This is a genomic window from Pseudomonas sp. WC2, assembly GCF_050586545.1.
Classification (GTDB): Bacteria; Pseudomonadota; Gammaproteobacteria; order Pseudomonadales; family Pseudomonadaceae; genus Aquipseudomonas.
In genome coordinates, this window is record NZ_JBOBDR010000006.1 from 33,496 (window position 1) to 49,649 (window position 16,154).

At 58.3% G+C, this 16,154-nt stretch carries 14 protein-coding genes; 5 read left to right on the forward strand and 9 right to left on the reverse strand.

Going from position 1 to position 16,154, the window contains the following annotated elements:
• Nucleotides 1-61 precede the first annotated feature (61 nt).
• The 4 genes from hflD to ACQ4OE_RS08915 form a co-directional block, all read right to left on the reverse strand.
• Complete coding sequence (gene hflD / locus ACQ4OE_RS08900) at nt 62-685, reverse strand: high frequency lysogenization protein HflD (RefSeq protein WP_122590293.1); 624 nt, start codon at nt 683-685, stop codon at nt 62-64.
• The gene (gene mnmA / locus ACQ4OE_RS08905; RefSeq protein WP_430946399.1) at nt 682-1,806 is read right to left on the reverse strand and encodes a tRNA 2-thiouridine(34) synthase MnmA; all 1,125 of its coding nucleotides are present in this window, start codon (nt 1,804-1,806) and stop codon (nt 682-684) included. Before mnmA ends, hflD begins: the two co-directional genes overlap by 4 nt.
• A 59-nt stretch (nt 1,807-1,865) precedes the next feature.
• Nucleotides 1,866-2,312 carry an NUDIX hydrolase gene (locus ACQ4OE_RS08910; RefSeq protein ID WP_122590290.1) on the reverse strand — a complete coding sequence of 149 codons (447 nt, stop codon included), beginning with the start codon at nt 2,310-2,312 and terminating at the stop codon, nt 1,866-1,868.
• Nucleotides 2,313-2,416: 104 nt separating this feature from the next.
• On the reverse strand, nt 2,417-4,642 hold the full coding sequence (locus tag ACQ4OE_RS08915; RefSeq protein WP_427120363.1) for an NADP-dependent isocitrate dehydrogenase: 2,226 nt from the start codon (nt 4,640-4,642) through the stop codon (nt 2,417-2,419).
• 481 nt (nt 4,643-5,123) lie between these two features.
• On the opposite strand from ACQ4OE_RS08915, the gene icd reads away from it, so the two are divergent.
• Nucleotides 5,124-6,380, forward strand: a complete 1,257-nt coding sequence (gene icd, locus ACQ4OE_RS08920) for an NADP-dependent isocitrate dehydrogenase (protein WP_042559856.1) — start codon at nt 5,124-5,126, stop codon at nt 6,378-6,380.
• A gap of 75 nt (nt 6,381-6,455) precedes the next feature.
• On the opposite strand, the gene ACQ4OE_RS08925 is transcribed toward icd, so the two are convergent.
• Nucleotides 6,456-6,737, reverse strand: a complete 282-nt coding sequence (locus ACQ4OE_RS08925) for a cold shock domain-containing protein (RefSeq protein ID WP_122590287.1) — start codon at nt 6,735-6,737, stop codon at nt 6,456-6,458.
• A 224-nt stretch (nt 6,738-6,961) separates the two neighbouring features.
• Between ACQ4OE_RS08925 and clpS the strand changes: the two genes are divergently transcribed.
• Nucleotides 6,962-7,345, forward strand: coding sequence for an ATP-dependent Clp protease adapter ClpS (clpS, locus tag ACQ4OE_RS08930; protein WP_011334948.1), 384 nt, complete (start codon nt 6,962-6,964; stop codon nt 7,343-7,345).
• Between the two features lie 30 nt (nt 7,346-7,375).
• Nucleotides 7,376-9,646 (forward strand): ATP-dependent Clp protease ATP-binding subunit ClpA, encoded by a 2,271-nt coding sequence (gene clpA, locus ACQ4OE_RS08935; protein ID WP_122600571.1) that lies wholly within the window; start codon nt 7,376-7,378, stop codon nt 9,644-9,646.
• Nucleotides 9,647-9,931: 285 nt separating this feature from the next.
• Here the strand turns inward: clpA and infA are convergent, their stop codons facing one another.
• The 4 genes from infA to trxB all read right to left on the reverse strand — a co-directional run bounded on the left by infA (nt 9,932) and on the right by trxB (nt 12,731).
• A complete protein-coding gene (gene infA, locus ACQ4OE_RS08940; protein WP_002553999.1) occupies nt 9,932-10,150 on the reverse strand; it encodes a translation initiation factor IF-1 in 219 nt (72 codons plus the stop codon).
• Nucleotides 10,151-10,262: 112 nt separating this feature from the next.
• On the reverse strand, nt 10,263-10,970 hold the full coding sequence (locus tag ACQ4OE_RS08945) for an arginyltransferase (RefSeq protein ID WP_122590283.1): 708 nt from the start codon (nt 10,968-10,970) through the stop codon (nt 10,263-10,265).
• 57 nt (nt 10,971-11,027) lie between these two features.
• Nucleotides 11,028-11,708, reverse strand: a complete 681-nt coding sequence (aat, locus tag ACQ4OE_RS08950; protein WP_430946400.1) for a leucyl/phenylalanyl-tRNA--protein transferase — start codon at nt 11,706-11,708, stop codon at nt 11,028-11,030.
• Between the two features lie 63 nt (nt 11,709-11,771).
• Nucleotides 11,772-12,731 (reverse strand): thioredoxin-disulfide reductase, encoded by a 960-nt coding sequence (gene trxB, locus ACQ4OE_RS08955; protein WP_430946401.1) that lies wholly within the window; start codon nt 12,729-12,731, stop codon nt 11,772-11,774.
• A 297-nt stretch (nt 12,732-13,028) separates the two neighbouring features.
• On the opposite strand from trxB, the gene ACQ4OE_RS08960 reads away from it, so the two are divergent.
• Nucleotides 13,029-15,437, forward strand: a complete 2,409-nt coding sequence (locus ACQ4OE_RS08960; protein ID WP_122590278.1) for a DNA translocase FtsK — start codon at nt 13,029-13,031, stop codon at nt 15,435-15,437.
• Between the two features lie 65 nt (nt 15,438-15,502).
• On the forward strand, nt 15,503-16,123 hold the full coding sequence (gene lolA / locus ACQ4OE_RS08965) for an outer membrane lipoprotein chaperone LolA (RefSeq protein WP_430946402.1): 621 nt from the start codon (nt 15,503-15,505) through the stop codon (nt 16,121-16,123).
• Nucleotides 16,124-16,154 lie beyond the last annotated feature (31 nt).

The window sequence follows — 16,154 nt, forward strand, 5'->3', positions numbered from 1 at the left end:
CCGTTGCCAACTGACCGGCGTATTACGCGTTACAGATTACAAAGCTTTTATTGCGCGGCGTTTACTCGCTGCGCATCAACGGATACAGCTCTTTGAGCAGCTTGCGCCGGCTGATCACCAACTGCCAGCGATGGCCGCCGAGCTGCCGCCACAGGCGCGCCGAACGAATGCCGGCGAGCAGCAGGGCGCGAATCTTCGAAGCGTTGCTCGGTTGCTGCAGATTGCGCATGTCGCCATGCACCTGAATCCGCTGGCGCAGCGTGCTCAGGGTGTCCTGATACAGCGCGCCGCAAGCAGCCACCACGTTCTCGTGGGCCGGGCCGAAATGCTCGACCTGCGACTGGATCTGCGGCAAGCGCTTGCCGATCACATCGAGCATGTCGTCACGCTTGGCCAGTTGGCGTTCCAGGCCGAGCATCGACAGCGCATAGCGCAATGGCTCGCGCTGCAACGTGCTCGGGTCGCGTTCGAGGGCGCCGATCAGTGCGCGGTAGCCTTCGCGCAGATTGAGGTCATCGCCGCCGTACACATCCAGCGTGTCTTTCGGGTCGCGCACCAACAGGCTGCCGAGCATGCAGGTCAGGCCGGCCTCGCTGGTCTGCCCGGTCTTGGCGATCCGGTCGACCAGCACGGCGGCGAGAAACACGCCGCCCAGCGCCGTCAGTTGCTCCTGAGTCGGGCTCATGCCTGGCCGCTCCACGGCTCGGCGACCTCGATTACGCCGCCACCGAGGCAGATTTCACCGTCATAAAACACCACGGACTGGCCCGGCGTCACCGCGCGTTGCGGCTCGTCGAACACAGCGCGGTAGCCGCTGGCGGTTTTTTCCAGGGTGCAGACCTGATCGCTCTGGCGATAACGCACCTTGGCGGTCAGGCGCAGTGGCTGGCTCAGGTCGATCGGGTTGACCCAATAGATTTCCGAAGCGAGCAGGGCGCTGGAGAACAGCCACGGATGGTTGTTGCCCTGGCCGACGATCAGTTCGTTGGTGTCGAGATCCTTGCGCAGCACGTACCACGGCTCATCGCCGGCATCTTTCAAACCACCGATACCGAGGCCCTGACGTTGTCCGATGGTGTGGTACATCAAGCCGTGGTGACGGCCGATGACTTCGCCTTCGGTGGTTTTGATCTCGCCCGGTTGCGCCGGCAGGTATTGCTTGAGGAAGTCGCTGAAACGACGCTCGCCGATGAAGCAGATCCCGGTGGAATCCTTCTTCTTCGCGGTCGCCAGCTCGTATTTCTCGGCAATGGCGCGGACTTCCGGCTTTTCCAGTTCGCCGACCGGGAACAGGGTCTTGGCGATCTGTTCACCGCCAACGGCGTGCAGGAAGTAGCTCTGATCCTTGTTCGGATCGAGGCCTTTGAGCAGTTCGGTGCGGCCATCGATGTCGCGGCGGCGCACATAGTGGCCGGTGGCGATTAGGTCAGCGCCGAGCATCATGGCGTAGTCGAGGAACGCCTTGAACTTGATCTCGCGGTTGCACAGGATGTCCGGGTTCGGCGTGCGCCCGGCCTTGTATTCGGCCAGGAAGTGCTCAAACACGTTGTCCCAGTACTCGGCGGCGAAGTTGGCGGTGTGCAGCTTGATGCCAATCTTGTCGCAGACAGCCTGGGCATCCGCCAGGTCGTCCATGGCGGTGCAGTATTCCGTTCCGTCGTCTTCTTCCCAGTTCTTCATGAACAGGCCTTCCACCTCGTAACCCTGCTCGATCAGCAGGAGAGCGGAAACGGAAGAGTCCACGCCGCCGGACATGCCGACAATGACGCGCTTCTTGGATGTGTCAGAAGGGGCTGGATCACGCATAGGGATTCAATGAGTGTCTTGAAAAAGGACGCGATTCTAGCAGGCTCGCGGCCTCAAGGCTAAAGAGAAGGGCGGATCAGTTCGAGGCTGAAGTGATGACCGGCCAGATAATCGTCGATGCAACGGATGATCAGCTCACTGCGCCAGTTATCGCGCTGGGCGATTAATTCGTCGCGGGTCAGCCACTTGGCGCCGACGATGCCGTCGTCGAGCTGGTAGTCCGGATGGTGTTTCAAGGCTTTGGCGCTGAAGCACACGCGTTGGTAGGTCACGCCATTGCTCGGCGCGGTGTACAGATAAATGCCGATGACGCCGGTGGGCTCGACGTCCCAACCGGTTTCTTCGAGGGTTTCGCGCACGGCGGCGTCGATCAGGGTTTCGTCCGGGTCGAGATGGCCGGCGGGCTGGTTGAGCACGTTACGTCCGGCCTTGTGTTCTTCGACCATCAGAAAGCGACCGTTGTCCTCGACGATGGTGGCGACGGTGATGTGGGGGAGCCATTCCATAAAACCTTCCTCAATCTATTGGTTGAAACCCATTCCCATTGTGGGACCTCTGGAAACACAAACCCCGGCACAAGGCCGGGGTTTGTGATGTTCCCATTACAACCTTAAACCAGCGCAGCAATCGCCGCGTTGAGGGTTGCGCTTGGGCGCATGGCTTTGCTGATCAGCTCGGCATTGGCGTGGTAGTAACCGCCGATGTCGACTGGCTTGCCCTGAACGGCGTTGAGCTCGGCAACGATGGTTGCTTCGTTCTCGGTCAGGGTTTTTGCCAGGGTCGCGAACTGCGCTTGCAGTGCAGCGTCTTCAGTCTGGGCAGCCAGAGCCTGAGCCCAGTACATCGCCAGATAGAAGTGGCTGCCGCGGTTGTCGATGTTGCCGACTTTGCGCGATGGCGACTTGTTGTTGTCGAGGAACTGGCCAGTCGCCTGATCCAGAGTTTTCGACAGTACCAGCGCTTTCGGGTTGTTGTAGTTCACGCCCAGATGCTCAAGGGACGCTGCCAGTGCGAGGAACTCGCCCAGCGAATCCCAGCGCAGGAAGTTCTCTTCAACCAGTTGCTGCACGTGCTTCGGAGCCGAACCGCCGGCGCCGGTTTCGAACAGGCCACCGCCGTTCATCAGCGGCACGATCGACAGCATCTTGGCGCTGGTGCCCAGTTCCATGATCGGGAACAGGTCGGTCAGGTAGTCGCGCAGTACGTTGCCGGTCACCGAAATGGTGTCCTTGCCTTCGCGGGTGCGCTGCAGGGTGAACTTCATGGCATCGACTGGCGCCATGATCTGGATGTCCAGACCGGCCGTGTCGTGATCCTTCAGGTAAGCCTGAACTTTCTCGATCACTACGCCGTCGTGAGCGCGCATTGGGTCGAGCCAGAAGATCGCCGGGGTGCTGCTGGCGCGAGCACGGTTGACGGCCAGTTTGACCCAATCCTGGATCGGCGCGTCTTTGGTCTGGCACATGCGGAAGATGTCGCCGGCTTCAACAGCCTGTTCCATCAGCAGGTTGCCCTTGCTGTCGGTGACGCGAACCACGCCGTCAGCCTTGATCTGGAAGGTCTTGTCGTGCGAGCCGTACTCTTCGGCTTTCTTCGCCATCAGACCAACGTTTGGCACGCTGCCCATGGTGGTCGGATCGAAAGCGCCATTGGCTTTGCAATCTTCGATCACAGCCTGGTAGATGGTTGCGTAGCAACGATCCGGGATCACCGCCTTGGTGTCGTGCAGCTGACCGTCGGTGCCCCACATTTTGCCGGAGTCACGGATCATCGCTGGCATCGAGGCGTCGACGATCACGTCGCTCGGCACGTGCAGGTTGGTGATGCCTTTGTCGGAGTTGACCATCGCCAGCGATGGACGAGCAGCGTAGACCGCAGCCATGTCAGCTTCGATCTGCGCTTGCTGCTCAGCCGGCAGGGCTTTGATGCGAGCGTACAGATCGCCAATGCCGTTGTTCAGGTTGAAGCCGATCTCGGCCAGCACGTCAGCGTGCTTGGTCAGTGCGTCTTTATAGAACTCGGCAACGATCTGGCCGAACATGATCGGGTCGGAGACCTTCATCATGGTCGCTTTCAGGTGAACCGAGAGCAGCACGCCCTGGGCCTTGGCGCTTTCGATTTCAGCAGCGATGAACGCACGCAGAGCGTTTTTGCTCATCACGGCGCAGTCGAGGATCTCGCCAGCCTGAACAGTGGTTTTTTCTTTCAGGACGGTAGCGGTGCCGTCCTTGGCAATCAGCTCGATCTTCACGGCGTCAGCGGCGTCGATCAGGGCAGCTTTTTCGCTGCCGTAGAAATCGCCGGTGCTCATGTGAGCAACGTGGGACTTGGAGTCTTTGGCCCAGGCGCCCATTTTGTGCGGGTGCTTGCGCGCGTAGTTTTTAACCGACAGCGGTGCGCGACGGTCGGAGTTGCCTTCACGCAGAACCGGGTTCACGGCGCTGCCCTTGACCTTGTCGTAACGCGCCTTGGCGTCTTTGTCGGCGTCGCTGGTCACGGTTTCCGGGTAGTCCGGCAGGTTGTAACCCTGAGCTTGCAGCTCTTTGATCGCGGCTTGCAGCTGTGGAACCGAAGCGCTGATGTTCGGCAGCTTGATGATGTTGGCTTCAGGCGTAACGGCCAGGTCGCCCAGTTCGGCGAGGTGGTCGGCTACGGCTTTGTCGCCCAGTTGCTCGGGGAAGCTTGCCAGGATGCGTGCTGCCAGAGAGATATCGCGGGTTTCCACGGCGATATCGGCCGAGGCGGTGTAAGCCTCGATGATCGGCAGCAGGGAATAGGTGGCGAGGGCAGGAGCTTCGTCGGTGAAGGTATAGATGATCTTCGAGCGGGTGGGCATATTCGGATTAACTCTCTCTTCTTTGCTAAAGCGTGCGCAGAAACTCGAGGGGCGCCGGGTAAGCGCGTTCGTTCAAAGTCATCCATGAACCGAATGTCGAGATTCTTCGCGGTGATGTTGGGTGCATCAGTAGAGCGTCAAGCAGTCAGGCTGCGGTAACAACCCGACCAATCAGGCGGAAAGTCTCGTACTAGAGAGGCCAGCCGTCGTGACCCTGTGGTCAGCGGGCGGCATTATACATAGGTAGCTGGCAATCTGCCGATGGTTCATATGCAACGAATCTCGTCCATTGGTCTAAAGGTCGCAGGGCAGGGGGACGGCTAAAGTCGATGGGAATGCTTGAGTTTGGCGCTTTTCCCTTTGCTTTCAGGGTTGTACGAAACGAGTTGTGCGATTGCCGGGAACAGAGGGTTTGCGTGTTGATTTAACTGGGTTACGCTCGAACCAAGCCAGATGTTCAATCCAAACAATGGAGTTCAGCATGGGTTACAAGAAGATTCAGGTTCCAGCCGTCGGCGACAAAATCTCCGTCAATGCAGACCATTCTCTCAATGTTCCTGATAACCCGATCATCCCCTTCATCGAAGGTGACGGCATTGGTGTCGACATCAGTCCGGTGATGATCAAGGTTGTCGATGCTGCAGTTCAAAAGGCATACGGCGGTAAGCGCAAGATTTCCTGGATGGAAGTCTACGCCGGGGAAAAAGCCACACAGGTTTACGATCAGGACACCTGGCTGCCTCAGGAAACCCTCGATGCCGTGAAGGATTACGTGGTTTCCATCAAAGGCCCGCTCACGACACCGGTCGGTGGCGGCATCCGCTCGCTGAACGTGGCCCTGCGTCAGCAGCTCGACCTGTACGTCTGTCTGCGCCCGGTGCGCTGGTTCGAAGGCGTGCCGAGCCCGGTGAAGAAGCCTGGCGACGTCGACATGACCATCTTCCGCGAGAACTCCGAAGACATCTATGCCGGTATCGAGTGGAAGGCCGGTTCGCCGGAAGCTACCAAAGTCATCAAATTCCTTAAAGAAGAAATGGGCGTCACCAAGATCCGTTTCGACGAAAACTGCGGCATCGGCGTCAAGCCGGTTTCCCTGGAAGGCACCAAGCGTCTGGCGCGCAAGGCCCTGCAATATGTGGTCGATAACGACCGCGATTCGCTGACCATCGTGCACAAAGGCAACATCATGAAGTTCACCGAAGGTGCCTTCAAAGAGTGGGCCTACGAAGTGGCCGCAGAAGAATTCGGCGCGACCCTGCTCGACGGCGGCCCGTGGATGCAGTTCAAGAACCCGAAAACCGGCAAGAACGTTGTGGTCAAAGACGCCATCGCCGACGCCATGCTTCAGCAGATCCTGCTGCGCCCCGCCGAATACGATGTGATTGCGACCCTGAACCTCAACGGCGACTACCTCTCCGACGCCCTGGCGGCGGAAGTGGGCGGTATCGGTATTGCGCCGGGCGCCAACCTGTCCGACACCGTGGCGATGTTCGAAGCCACCCACGGTACCGCGCCGAAATACGCCGGCAAGGACCAGGTCAACCCGGGCTCGCTGATTCTCTCGGCGGAAATGATGCTGCGCCACATGGGCTGGACGGAAGCGGCGGATCTGATCATCAAGGGCACCAACGGCGCTATCTCGGCCAAAACAGTGACCTATGATTTCGAACGACTGATGGACGGCGCCAAGCTGGTTTCGTCTTCGGGCTTCGGTGATGCGCTGATTTCGCACATGTAAAACGCAGGCACACAAAAACCGCCTGACTCGATGAGTTGAGTCAGGCGGTTTTTTTATGGCTGAAGGTTTTAGGCGTCAGCTGGTCGCTTTTTCTTCGTGAATGGCGACTGAGGTCGCCTCTTTCACAGCGTCGGCCGAGCAAATCTTCACGGCATGCAGGCCTTTTGGGCCTTGCACGATGTCGAATTTCACTTCCTGACCCGCTTTCAGGGTTTTGTACCCGTCCATTTCGATGGCGGAGTAGTGCGCAAAGAAATCGATGTCTTTGCCATCTTCATCGCGGCCTTCGCGGGCGTCGGTATTGATAAAGCCGAATCCCTTGGCATTGTTGAACCATTTCACCTTGCCGACAGCCATGCTCAAATCCCTCTGCAACAGACTCCATCGCTGGAGTATCATCCAATTCATCCGCAATCTTATTCGTTAAAAAAATTGACTCCGCGGATCTTTTTTACCCACTGTGGGCTCTATTGGTTGTAACACCGTTTTCCCGATAGTCAAGGTGACCGGGCAGTCGGAGTTGAAAACGCGTGCAACCGCCCCCACCACTGTATTTGCTCAACTGACGAACCTTTCTTTCCATGCATGCAATCAGCCAGATTCGACTAACATTCAATCAGGATCGCCCGCTTCTCCAAAAGGATCTTCCACAGGAGCACGACGACGATTCGGCAGGCGTTGCTGTTCAGGAAGCAAAGCCTGCGTTACAGGCGCCGCCGATGTACAAGGTGGTTTTGTTCAATGATGACTACACACCGATGGATTTCGTCGTCGAAGTGCTCGAGGTGTTTTTTAACCTGAATCGCGAGCTGGCGACCAAGGTCATGCTGGCCGTTCACACAGAAGGACGGGCAGTATGTGGAGTGTTTACCCGCGACATCGCCGAGACAAAGGCCATGCAGGTCAACCAGTACGCCAGGGAAAGCCAGCATCCGCTACTCTGTGAAATCGAGAAGGACGGTTAATCGCCGACCACTTGGGTATGAGGTGAAGCTATGTTAAACCGCGAGCTCGAAGTCACCCTCAATCTAGCCTTCAAGGAGGCTCGTTCGAAACGTCATGAATTCATGACCGTCGAACACCTCTTGCTGGCCCTATTGGACAATGAGGCTGCCGCCACCGTTTTGCGTGCCTGCGGCGCAAACCTCGACAAACTCAAGCACGACCTGCAGGAGTTCATCGACTCCACCACGCCATTGATCCCCGTTCATGACGAAGATCGCGAAACCCAGCCAACCCTGGGCTTCCAGCGTGTACTGCAACGTGCTGTATTCCACGTACAGAGCTCGGGCAAACGCGAAGTAACCGGCGCCAACGTGCTGGTTGCCATCTTCAGTGAGCAAGAGAGTCAGGCCGTGTTCCTGCTGAAACAGCAGAGCGTTGCGCGCATTGATGTCGTCAATTACATCGCACACGGCATTTCCAAAGTGCCGGGGCATGGCGATCACTCTGAAGGTGAGCAAGATATGCAGGACGACGAGGGCGGTGAGTCTTCTTCTTCAGGCAATCCTCTGGATGCTTATGCCAGCAACCTTAACGAACTCGCGCGCCAGGGTCGTATCGATCCGCTGGTCGGCCGCGAATCGGAAGTCGAGCGTGTCGCGCAGATTCTCGCGCGCCGTCGCAAAAACAATCCGCTGCTGGTCGGCGAGGCCGGCGTGGGTAAAACCGCGATTGCCGAAGGTCTGGCCAAGCGCATTGTCGACAACCAGGTGCCGGATCTGCTGGCCAACAGCGTTGTTTACTCGCTCGACCTTGGCGCTCTGCTCGCGGGCACCAAGTATCGCGGCGATTTCGAGAAGCGCTTCAAGGCGCTGCTCAATGAACTGAAAAAACGTCCGCAGGCGATCCTGTTCATCGACGAGATCCACACCATCATCGGTGCGGGCGCTGCATCCGGTGGGGTCATGGACGCCTCGAATCTGCTCAAGCCGCTGTTGTCGTCTGGCGACATTCGTTGCATCGGTTCGACCACGTTCCAGGAATTTCGCGGCATCTTCGAGAAGGATCGTGCCTTGGCACGTCGCTTCCAGAAGGTCGATGTCGTCGAGCCGTCGGTGGAAGACACCATCGGTATCCTGCGCGGCCTGAAAGGGCGTTTCGAGCAGCACCACAACATCGAATACAGCGATGAGTCGTTGCGCGCCGCTGCTGAACTGGCATCGCGCTACATCAATGACCGGCATATGCCGGACAAGGCCATCGACGTGATCGACGAGGCGGGCGCCTATCAGCGTCTGCAACCGGTTGAAAAACGCGTGAAGCGCATTGAAGTGCCACAGGTCGAAGACATCGTGGCGAAGATCGCGCGGATTCCGCCGAAGCACGTCACCAGCTCCGATAAAGAGCTGCTGCGTAACCTTGAGCGTGATTTGAAGCTGACGGTGTTTGGTCAGGACGCGGCGATCGATTCGCTGTCGACTGCGATCAAGCTGTCTCGTGCCGGCCTCAAGTCGCCTGACAAACCAGTCGGTTCGTTCCTGTTCGCAGGTCCGACCGGTGTCGGTAAAACCGAGGCCGCGCGGCAATTGGCCAAGGCTCTGGGCATTGAACTGGTTCGCTTCGACATGTCCGAATACATGGAGCGTCACACCGTATCGCGTCTGATCGGTGCGCCTCCGGGCTATGTCGGTTTCGACCAGGGCGGTCTGTTGACCGAAGCGATCACCAAGCAGCCGCACTGCGTATTGCTCCTCGACGAAATCGAGAAGGCGCATCCGGAAGTCTTCAATCTGCTGCTGCAGGTAATGGACCACGGCACGCTGACCGATAACAACGGGCGCAAGGCGGACTTCCGCAACGTGATCGTGATCATGACCACTAACGCCGGTGCCGAAACGGCTGCTCGCGCTTCGATCGGTTTTACTCATCAGGACCACTCGTCTGATGCGATGGAAGTGATCAAGAAGAGCTTCACGCCGGAATTCCGTAACCGTCTGGACACCATTATCCAGTTTGGTCGCCTCAGCCATGAGGTTATCAAAAGTGTGGTGGACAAGTTTCTTACCGAGCTTCAGGCGCAGCTGGAAGATAAGCGTGTGTTGCTGGAAGTGACTGATGCGGCACGTAGTTGGATCGCCGCGGGTGGTTATGATGCGGCGATGGGCGCACGTCCGATGGCACGTCTGATCCAGGACAAGATCAAGCGTCCTTTGGCGGAGGAGATTCTGTTTGGCGAGCTGGCCGAGCATGGCGGTGTGGTTCACATCGACATCAAGGATGGTGAGTTGACGTTTGACTTCGAGACTACCGCAGAAATGGCCTGACGGCTTGTTGTCGGGTGAAAAGGCGCCTTCGGGCGCCTTTTTGTTGTCTGGTGTTTTTGGGCTTTGGGTGTATATCCGTGGCTGCGGTGATGGCTTATTACGGTTTCACCCTTACGGCGACTCACTTTTTTTCAAACCCCGGCATTCCGGCGTTTGGAAAAGGTGACTCGCTGTAAGAGCGAAACCGCCGGCGGCATCACCCGCAGCAACGGATATACACACAAAACCGATAAAGCCCAGATACAAAAACGCCCGGCATAAACCGGGCGTCTTGTATTGACCTGATTAGCGAGCGCGGTAAGTAATGCGCCCTTTGCTCAAGTCATAGGGCGTCAGCTCGACGCGCACTTTGTCACCGGTAAGAATACGAATGTAGTTCTTGCGCATCTTGCCGGAAATATGCGCGGTTACGACGTGCCCATTTTCCAACTCCACACGAAACATGGTGTTGGGCAGGGTGTCGACGACAGTGCCTTCCATTTCGAAGCTGTCTTCTTTCGACATGCAGTAAAGCCCTCGGTATCCAATGAATGGCCCGGTGCAACTGCGCCAGGCAAAAGCGGCGTGCATTGTGCCCGAAAAATGGGGTTTACGCCAAGGGGTTTACGGCTTGGGTTTAGTTGAGGATCACCCAGCGCTGATTAATCAGCAATTCGATGGGTCGATATTGGGTCTTGTAGTTCATCTTTTTGCAGTTCTTGATCCAGTAACCCAGATAAACCGCCTCAAGCCCCAGACGCTGGCTCTCGCCGATCTGCCAGAGAATCGCGAAGCGGCCGAGGCTGCGGCGTTCTTCGTCGGGTTCGTAGAAGGTGTAGACCGCAGATAAGCCGTTAGGCAGCAAATCGGTCACCGCCACGGCCAGTAACCGTCCGTCGAGTCGGAACTCATAAAAACGGGAGAAGGGCAGGTCGCGCACCAGGAATGTCGAAAATTGATCCCGGCTCGGCGGGTACATATCGCCGTCGGCGTGGCGTTGTTCGATGTAGCGCTGGTACAGGTCGAAATATTCTTCGCTGAATTGTGGTTTGACCGGGCGCACCTGCAAATCGGCATTGCGCTTGAAAATGCGCTTCTGTTGGCGATTGGGAGTGAACTGCGCGACGGGGATGCGCGCAGGCACGCACGCATTGCAATTCTGGCAATGGGGTCGATACAAATGATCGCCACTGCGACGAAAGCCCATTTCCGACAGATCTGCGTAGACATGCACATCCATGGGCTGGCTAGGGTCGAGAAACAGGGTCGTGGCCTGCTCCTCGGGCAGATAGCTGCAAGAGTGAGGCTGAGTGGCATAGAACTTCAAACGCGCCAACTCGGTCATGATCAACCCTCGGGATAAGCTGGTGAATTAAGTGTAAGCCACGCGCGCGAAAGTCGCTCAGCAAACCCAAGTGGCATGACTGGGTTGATCCAGGTGTCTGGCCAGATAGTCGGCGAATTCCTGACGGGCAATCGCCCGCGCGCCGAGGCTGTGCAGATGGTCGGTCGGCATCTGGCAGTCGATCAGCACGAAGCCTGACTCTTTCAGATGCTGCACCAACGTGGCGAAGCCATATTTCGAGGCGTTATCGGCGCGGCTGAACATGGACTCACCGAAGAACAATTGGCCCATGGCCAAGCCATACAGGCCTCCCACCAGTTCGCCCGCATCCCAGACCTCCACCGAATGGGCGAAGCCGCGCCGATGCAGTTCAACGTAGGCGTCCTGCATGGCTTCGGTGATCCAGGTGCCGTCGGCGTAGTCCCGGGGCGCAGCGCAGGCGCGAATCACCGCGTCGAAATCTTTGTCGAACGTCACTTGATAACGCTCTTTGCGCAGCAATTTGCCGAGACTGCGCGACACATGCAGTTCGTCGGGAAACAACACCGTGCGCGGATCCGGCGACCACCAGAGAATCGGCTGGCCCTCGGAGAACCACGGAAAGCAGCCATGGCGATAAGCCTGGATCAAGCGATCGGCGGACAGGTCGCCACCTGCGGCGAGCAGTCCGTTGGGGTCGCGCATGGCCTTTTCCAGTGGCGGAAAGGTCAGTGAATTACGTTGTAACCAAGTCAGCATGGCATCCAGGCTTGCAGAAGGGGAGGGCGGTGCGGGCTGTTCGACCCGCGATAAAGTGTGCCGTTAAATGACAGGAATGTCGTCCAGATACTTCTCGGCATCGAGCGCGGCCATGCAGCCCGCACCCGCCGACGTTACGGCTTGACGGTAGACATGGTCGGCGACGTCGCCGGCGGCAAACACCCCGGGGATATTCGTAGCGGTGGCGTCACCGTCGCTTCCGCCCTTGACCAACAGGTAGCCGTCACGCATCGGCAACTGGCCTGGAAACAGATCGGTGTTGGGTTTGTGGCCAATTGCGATGAACACCCCGGCCAGGGGCAATTCGCGGGTCTCGCCCGTGTGGCTGTCGCGCAGGCGGGCACCCGTCACGCCGCTGGCATCGCCGAGTACTTCGTCGAGATTCTGGTTCCAGTGCAGGCGCACGTTGCCGTTAGCGGCTTTCTCGAACAGTTTGTCCTGAAGTATTTTCTCTGAGCGCAGCTTGTCGCGACGGTGAATCAGATGCACTTCTTTGGCGATGTTCGACAGGTACAGCGCCTCCTCGACAGCGGTATTGCCGCCGCCGACTACCGCGACCACCTGATTGCGATAAAAGAAACCGTCACAGGTCGCGCACGCCGACACGCCTTTGCCGGCGAACGCTTCTTCCGAGGGCAGACCCAGATATTGCGCTGAAGCGCCGGTGGCGATGATCAGCGCGTCACAGGTGTAGGTGCCGCTGTCGCCAATCAGCTCAAACGGGCGCTGCTGCAACTTGGCGGTATGGATGTGGTCGTAAACGATCTCTGTGGCAAAGCGTTCGGCGTGCTTCTGCATGCGCTCCATCAGTACCGGGCCGGTGAGGCCCTCGACGTCGCCCGGCCAGTTGTCGACTTCGACGGTAGTGGTGAGCTGGCCACCGGCCTGCAATCCGGTAATCACCACGGGTTTCAGGTTGGCACGAGCGGCGTACACCGCGGCGCTGTAACCGGCGGGGCCAGAGCCAAGGATGATCAGGCGTGAATGCTTCGCTGCGTTCATCAAATACACCTCATAAGCCTTTGTCACAAAAGGTAATGCATGCTCAAATTGAATCGCGGGTTCTATGTGCTTGACTATCATCATTGCTGGGGTTTGAAGCATGGCATCGGACGCACAAACCCGTACAATGCCGGGCTGTTACAGAATGTTCGCGATGCGCTGTGTTTATAAAAGCGCCAGCACAGTGTTAAAAGTAGTCTCAGTTGTGCCCGTCAACTTTTTTACCTGCCTGGATTGGGCAGTTTTTTATCGTCATTCAATAGATGGACGCGCCTCGGGCGCAGGAAAAGAAGCGTTTTGAAGAAATCCACCGCAGCACCTAAAACAGTCGTTCCGCTCTGGCGCCAACAGTTGCACTACCGTCTCAAGGAAGGTGCATTGATCGCCATCGGCGCCTTGTGCCTGTTCCTGATGATGGCTTTGCTGACCTACGGCAAGGACGATCCGGGCTGGAGCCACAACAGCAAGATCGACGACGTACAGAATTTCGGCGGCCCGGCGGGTTCTTACAGCGCCGACATCCTGTTCATGGTGCTCGGTTACTTCGCCTACATCTTCCCTCTACTGCTGGCGATCAAGGCCTACCAGATTTTCCGCCAGCGCCATGAGCCGTGGCAGTGGAGCGGCTGGCTGTTTTCCTGGCGCCTGATCGGCCTGGTGTTTCTGGTGTTGTCCGGCGCTGCGCTGGCGCATCTGCATTTCCATGCGGCCTCGGGTCTGCCGGCGGGTGCTGGCGGTGCGCTGGGCGAAAGTCTGGGCAATCTGGCGAAGAACGCGCTGAACATCCAGGGCAGCACGCTGTTGTTCATCGCCTTGTTTCTGTTTGGCCTGACGGTGTTCACCGACCTGTCGTGGTTCAAGGTGATGGACGTCACCGGCAAGATCACCCTCGACTTGTTCGAACTGTTCCAGGGCGCGCTCAACCGCTGGTGGTCGGCGCGTACCGAGCGCAAGCAACTGGTCGCGCAACTGCGTGAAGTCGATGATCGTGTGCACGATGTCGTTGCGCCGACCGTCACCGACAAGCGCGAACAAGCCAAAGTCAAAGAACGCCTGATCGAGCGTGAGCAAGCGCTGAGCAAGCACATGTCTGATCGTGAGAAGCAGGTGCCTCCGGTCATCGCCCCAGCGCCAGTCAAGGCTCCCGAGCCAAGCAAACGCGTGCAGAAAGAGAAGCAGGCGCCGTTGTTCGTTGACAGCGCCGTGGAAGGCACCTTGCCACCAATCTCGATTCTCGATCCGGCGGAAAAGAAACAACTCAATTACTCGCCGGAATCCCTTGCAGCGGTCGGCCACTTGCTGGAGATCAAGCTCAAGGAGTTTGGCGTCGAAGTCACGGTGGACTCGATCCACCCGGGCCCTGTGATTACCCGTTACGAAATCCAGCCTGCCGCCGGCGTCAAAGTCAGCCGCATCGCCAACCTTGCCAAAGACCTTGCGCGTTCGCTGGCCGTGACCAGTGTGCGGGTGGTCGAGGTGATTCCGGGCAAGACCACGGTCGGTATCGAGATTCCCAACGAAGACCGGCAGATCGTGCGCTTCTCCGAAGTGCTGTCGACGCCTGAATACGACAACTTCAAATCGCCGGTCACCCTGGCGCTCGGTCACGACATTGGCGGCAAGCCGGTCATCACCGACCTGGCGAAGATGCCGCACTTGCTGGTAGCCGGTACCACCGGTTCCGGTAAGTCGGTCGGTGTGAACGCGATGATCCTGTCGATCCTGTTCAAGTCCGGCCCGGAAGACGCCAAGCTGATCATGATCGACCCGAAGATGCTGGAACTGTCGATCTACGAAGGCATTCCGCACCTGCTGTGCCCGGTCGTGACCGACATGAAGGACGCCGCCAACGCCCTGCGCTGGAGCGTGGCCGAGATGGAGCGCCGCTACAAACTGATGGCGAAGATGGGCGTGCGAAACCTGTCCGGCTTCAACGCCAAGGTCAAGGAAGCGCAGGACGCTGGCGAACCGTTGAGCGATCCGCTGTACAAGCGCGAAAGCATCCACGACGAAGCGCCGCTGCTGCAGAAACTGCCAACCATTGTCGTGGTGGTCGACGAATTCGCCGACATGATGATGATCGTCGGCAAGAAGGTTGAAGAGCTGATCGCGCGTATTGCGCAGAAGGCGCGTGCGGCGGGTATTCACTTGATCCTTGCGACCCAGCGCCCGTCGGTGGACGTGATCACCGGTCTGATCAAAGCCAATATCCCGACGCGTATGGCGTTCCAGGTGTCGAGCAAGATCGACTCCCGGACCATCATCGACCAGGGCGGCGCCGAACAATTGCTCGGCCACGGTGACATGCTCTACATGCCGCCGGGCACCAGCCTGCCCATCCGGGTTCACGGCGCGTTCGTTTCCGACGATGAAGTTCACCGTGTGGTGGAGGCGTGGAAGCTGCGTGGCGCACCGGAATACAACGACGACATCCTCAACGGTGTCGAAGAGGCCGGCAGCGGTTTCGAAGGCAGCAGTGGTGGCGGCGATGGCGACGATCCTGAAGCCGACGCGCTGTATGACGAAGCCGTGCAGTTCGTCCTGGAAAGCCGTCGCGCCTCGATTTCTGCAGTACAGCGCAAGCTGAAGATCGGTTACAACCGTGCCGCGCGGATGATCGAAGCCATGGAAATGGCTGGCGTCGTCACCTCAATGAACACCAACGGTTCGCGTGAAGTCCTGGCCCCGGGCCCGGTACGCGACTGATTGCAAAGCAAAAGGCGGGACAATGATGTTCCGCCGCTCTTCCACACGTATTCAAGAGGACTCCCATGCGTCTTATCCGCATGCTGTTGCCAGTGCTGGCGTTGACCACCCTCACGGCCCACGCCGATGACGAGGATGTGGCGCGTCTGACCCAATTGCTGGAAACATCCAAGACCCTGAGCGCAAACTTCTCGCAGCTGACCCTCGACGGCAGCGGCACCCAGTTGCAGGAAACCACCGGCAATATGACCCTGCAGCGTCCGGGCCTGTTCTACTGGCACACCAACGCCCCGGCCGAGCAGACCATGGTCTCCGACGGCAAGAAAGTCACCCTGTGGGATCCGGATCTGGAACAAGCGACCATCAAGAAGCTCGACGAGCGCCTGACCCAGACCCCAGCGCTGCTGCTGTCTGGTGATGTGTCGAAGATCAGCCAGAGCTTCGATATCAGCGCGAAAGAGGCGGGCGGTGTGATCGATTTCACCCTCAAGCCAAAAACCAAAGACACCCTGTTCGACAACCTGCGCCTGTCGTTCCGCAACGGTCTGCTCAATGACATGCAACTGATCGACAGTGTCGGCCAGCGCACCAACATCCTGTTTACCGGGGTCAAGGCCAACGAAGCGGTACCGGCCTCCAAGTTCAAGTTCGACATCCCCAAGGGTGCCGACGTGATCCAGGAATAAACCCAAAAAACCTGTGAGGTTTCAAAGGTAG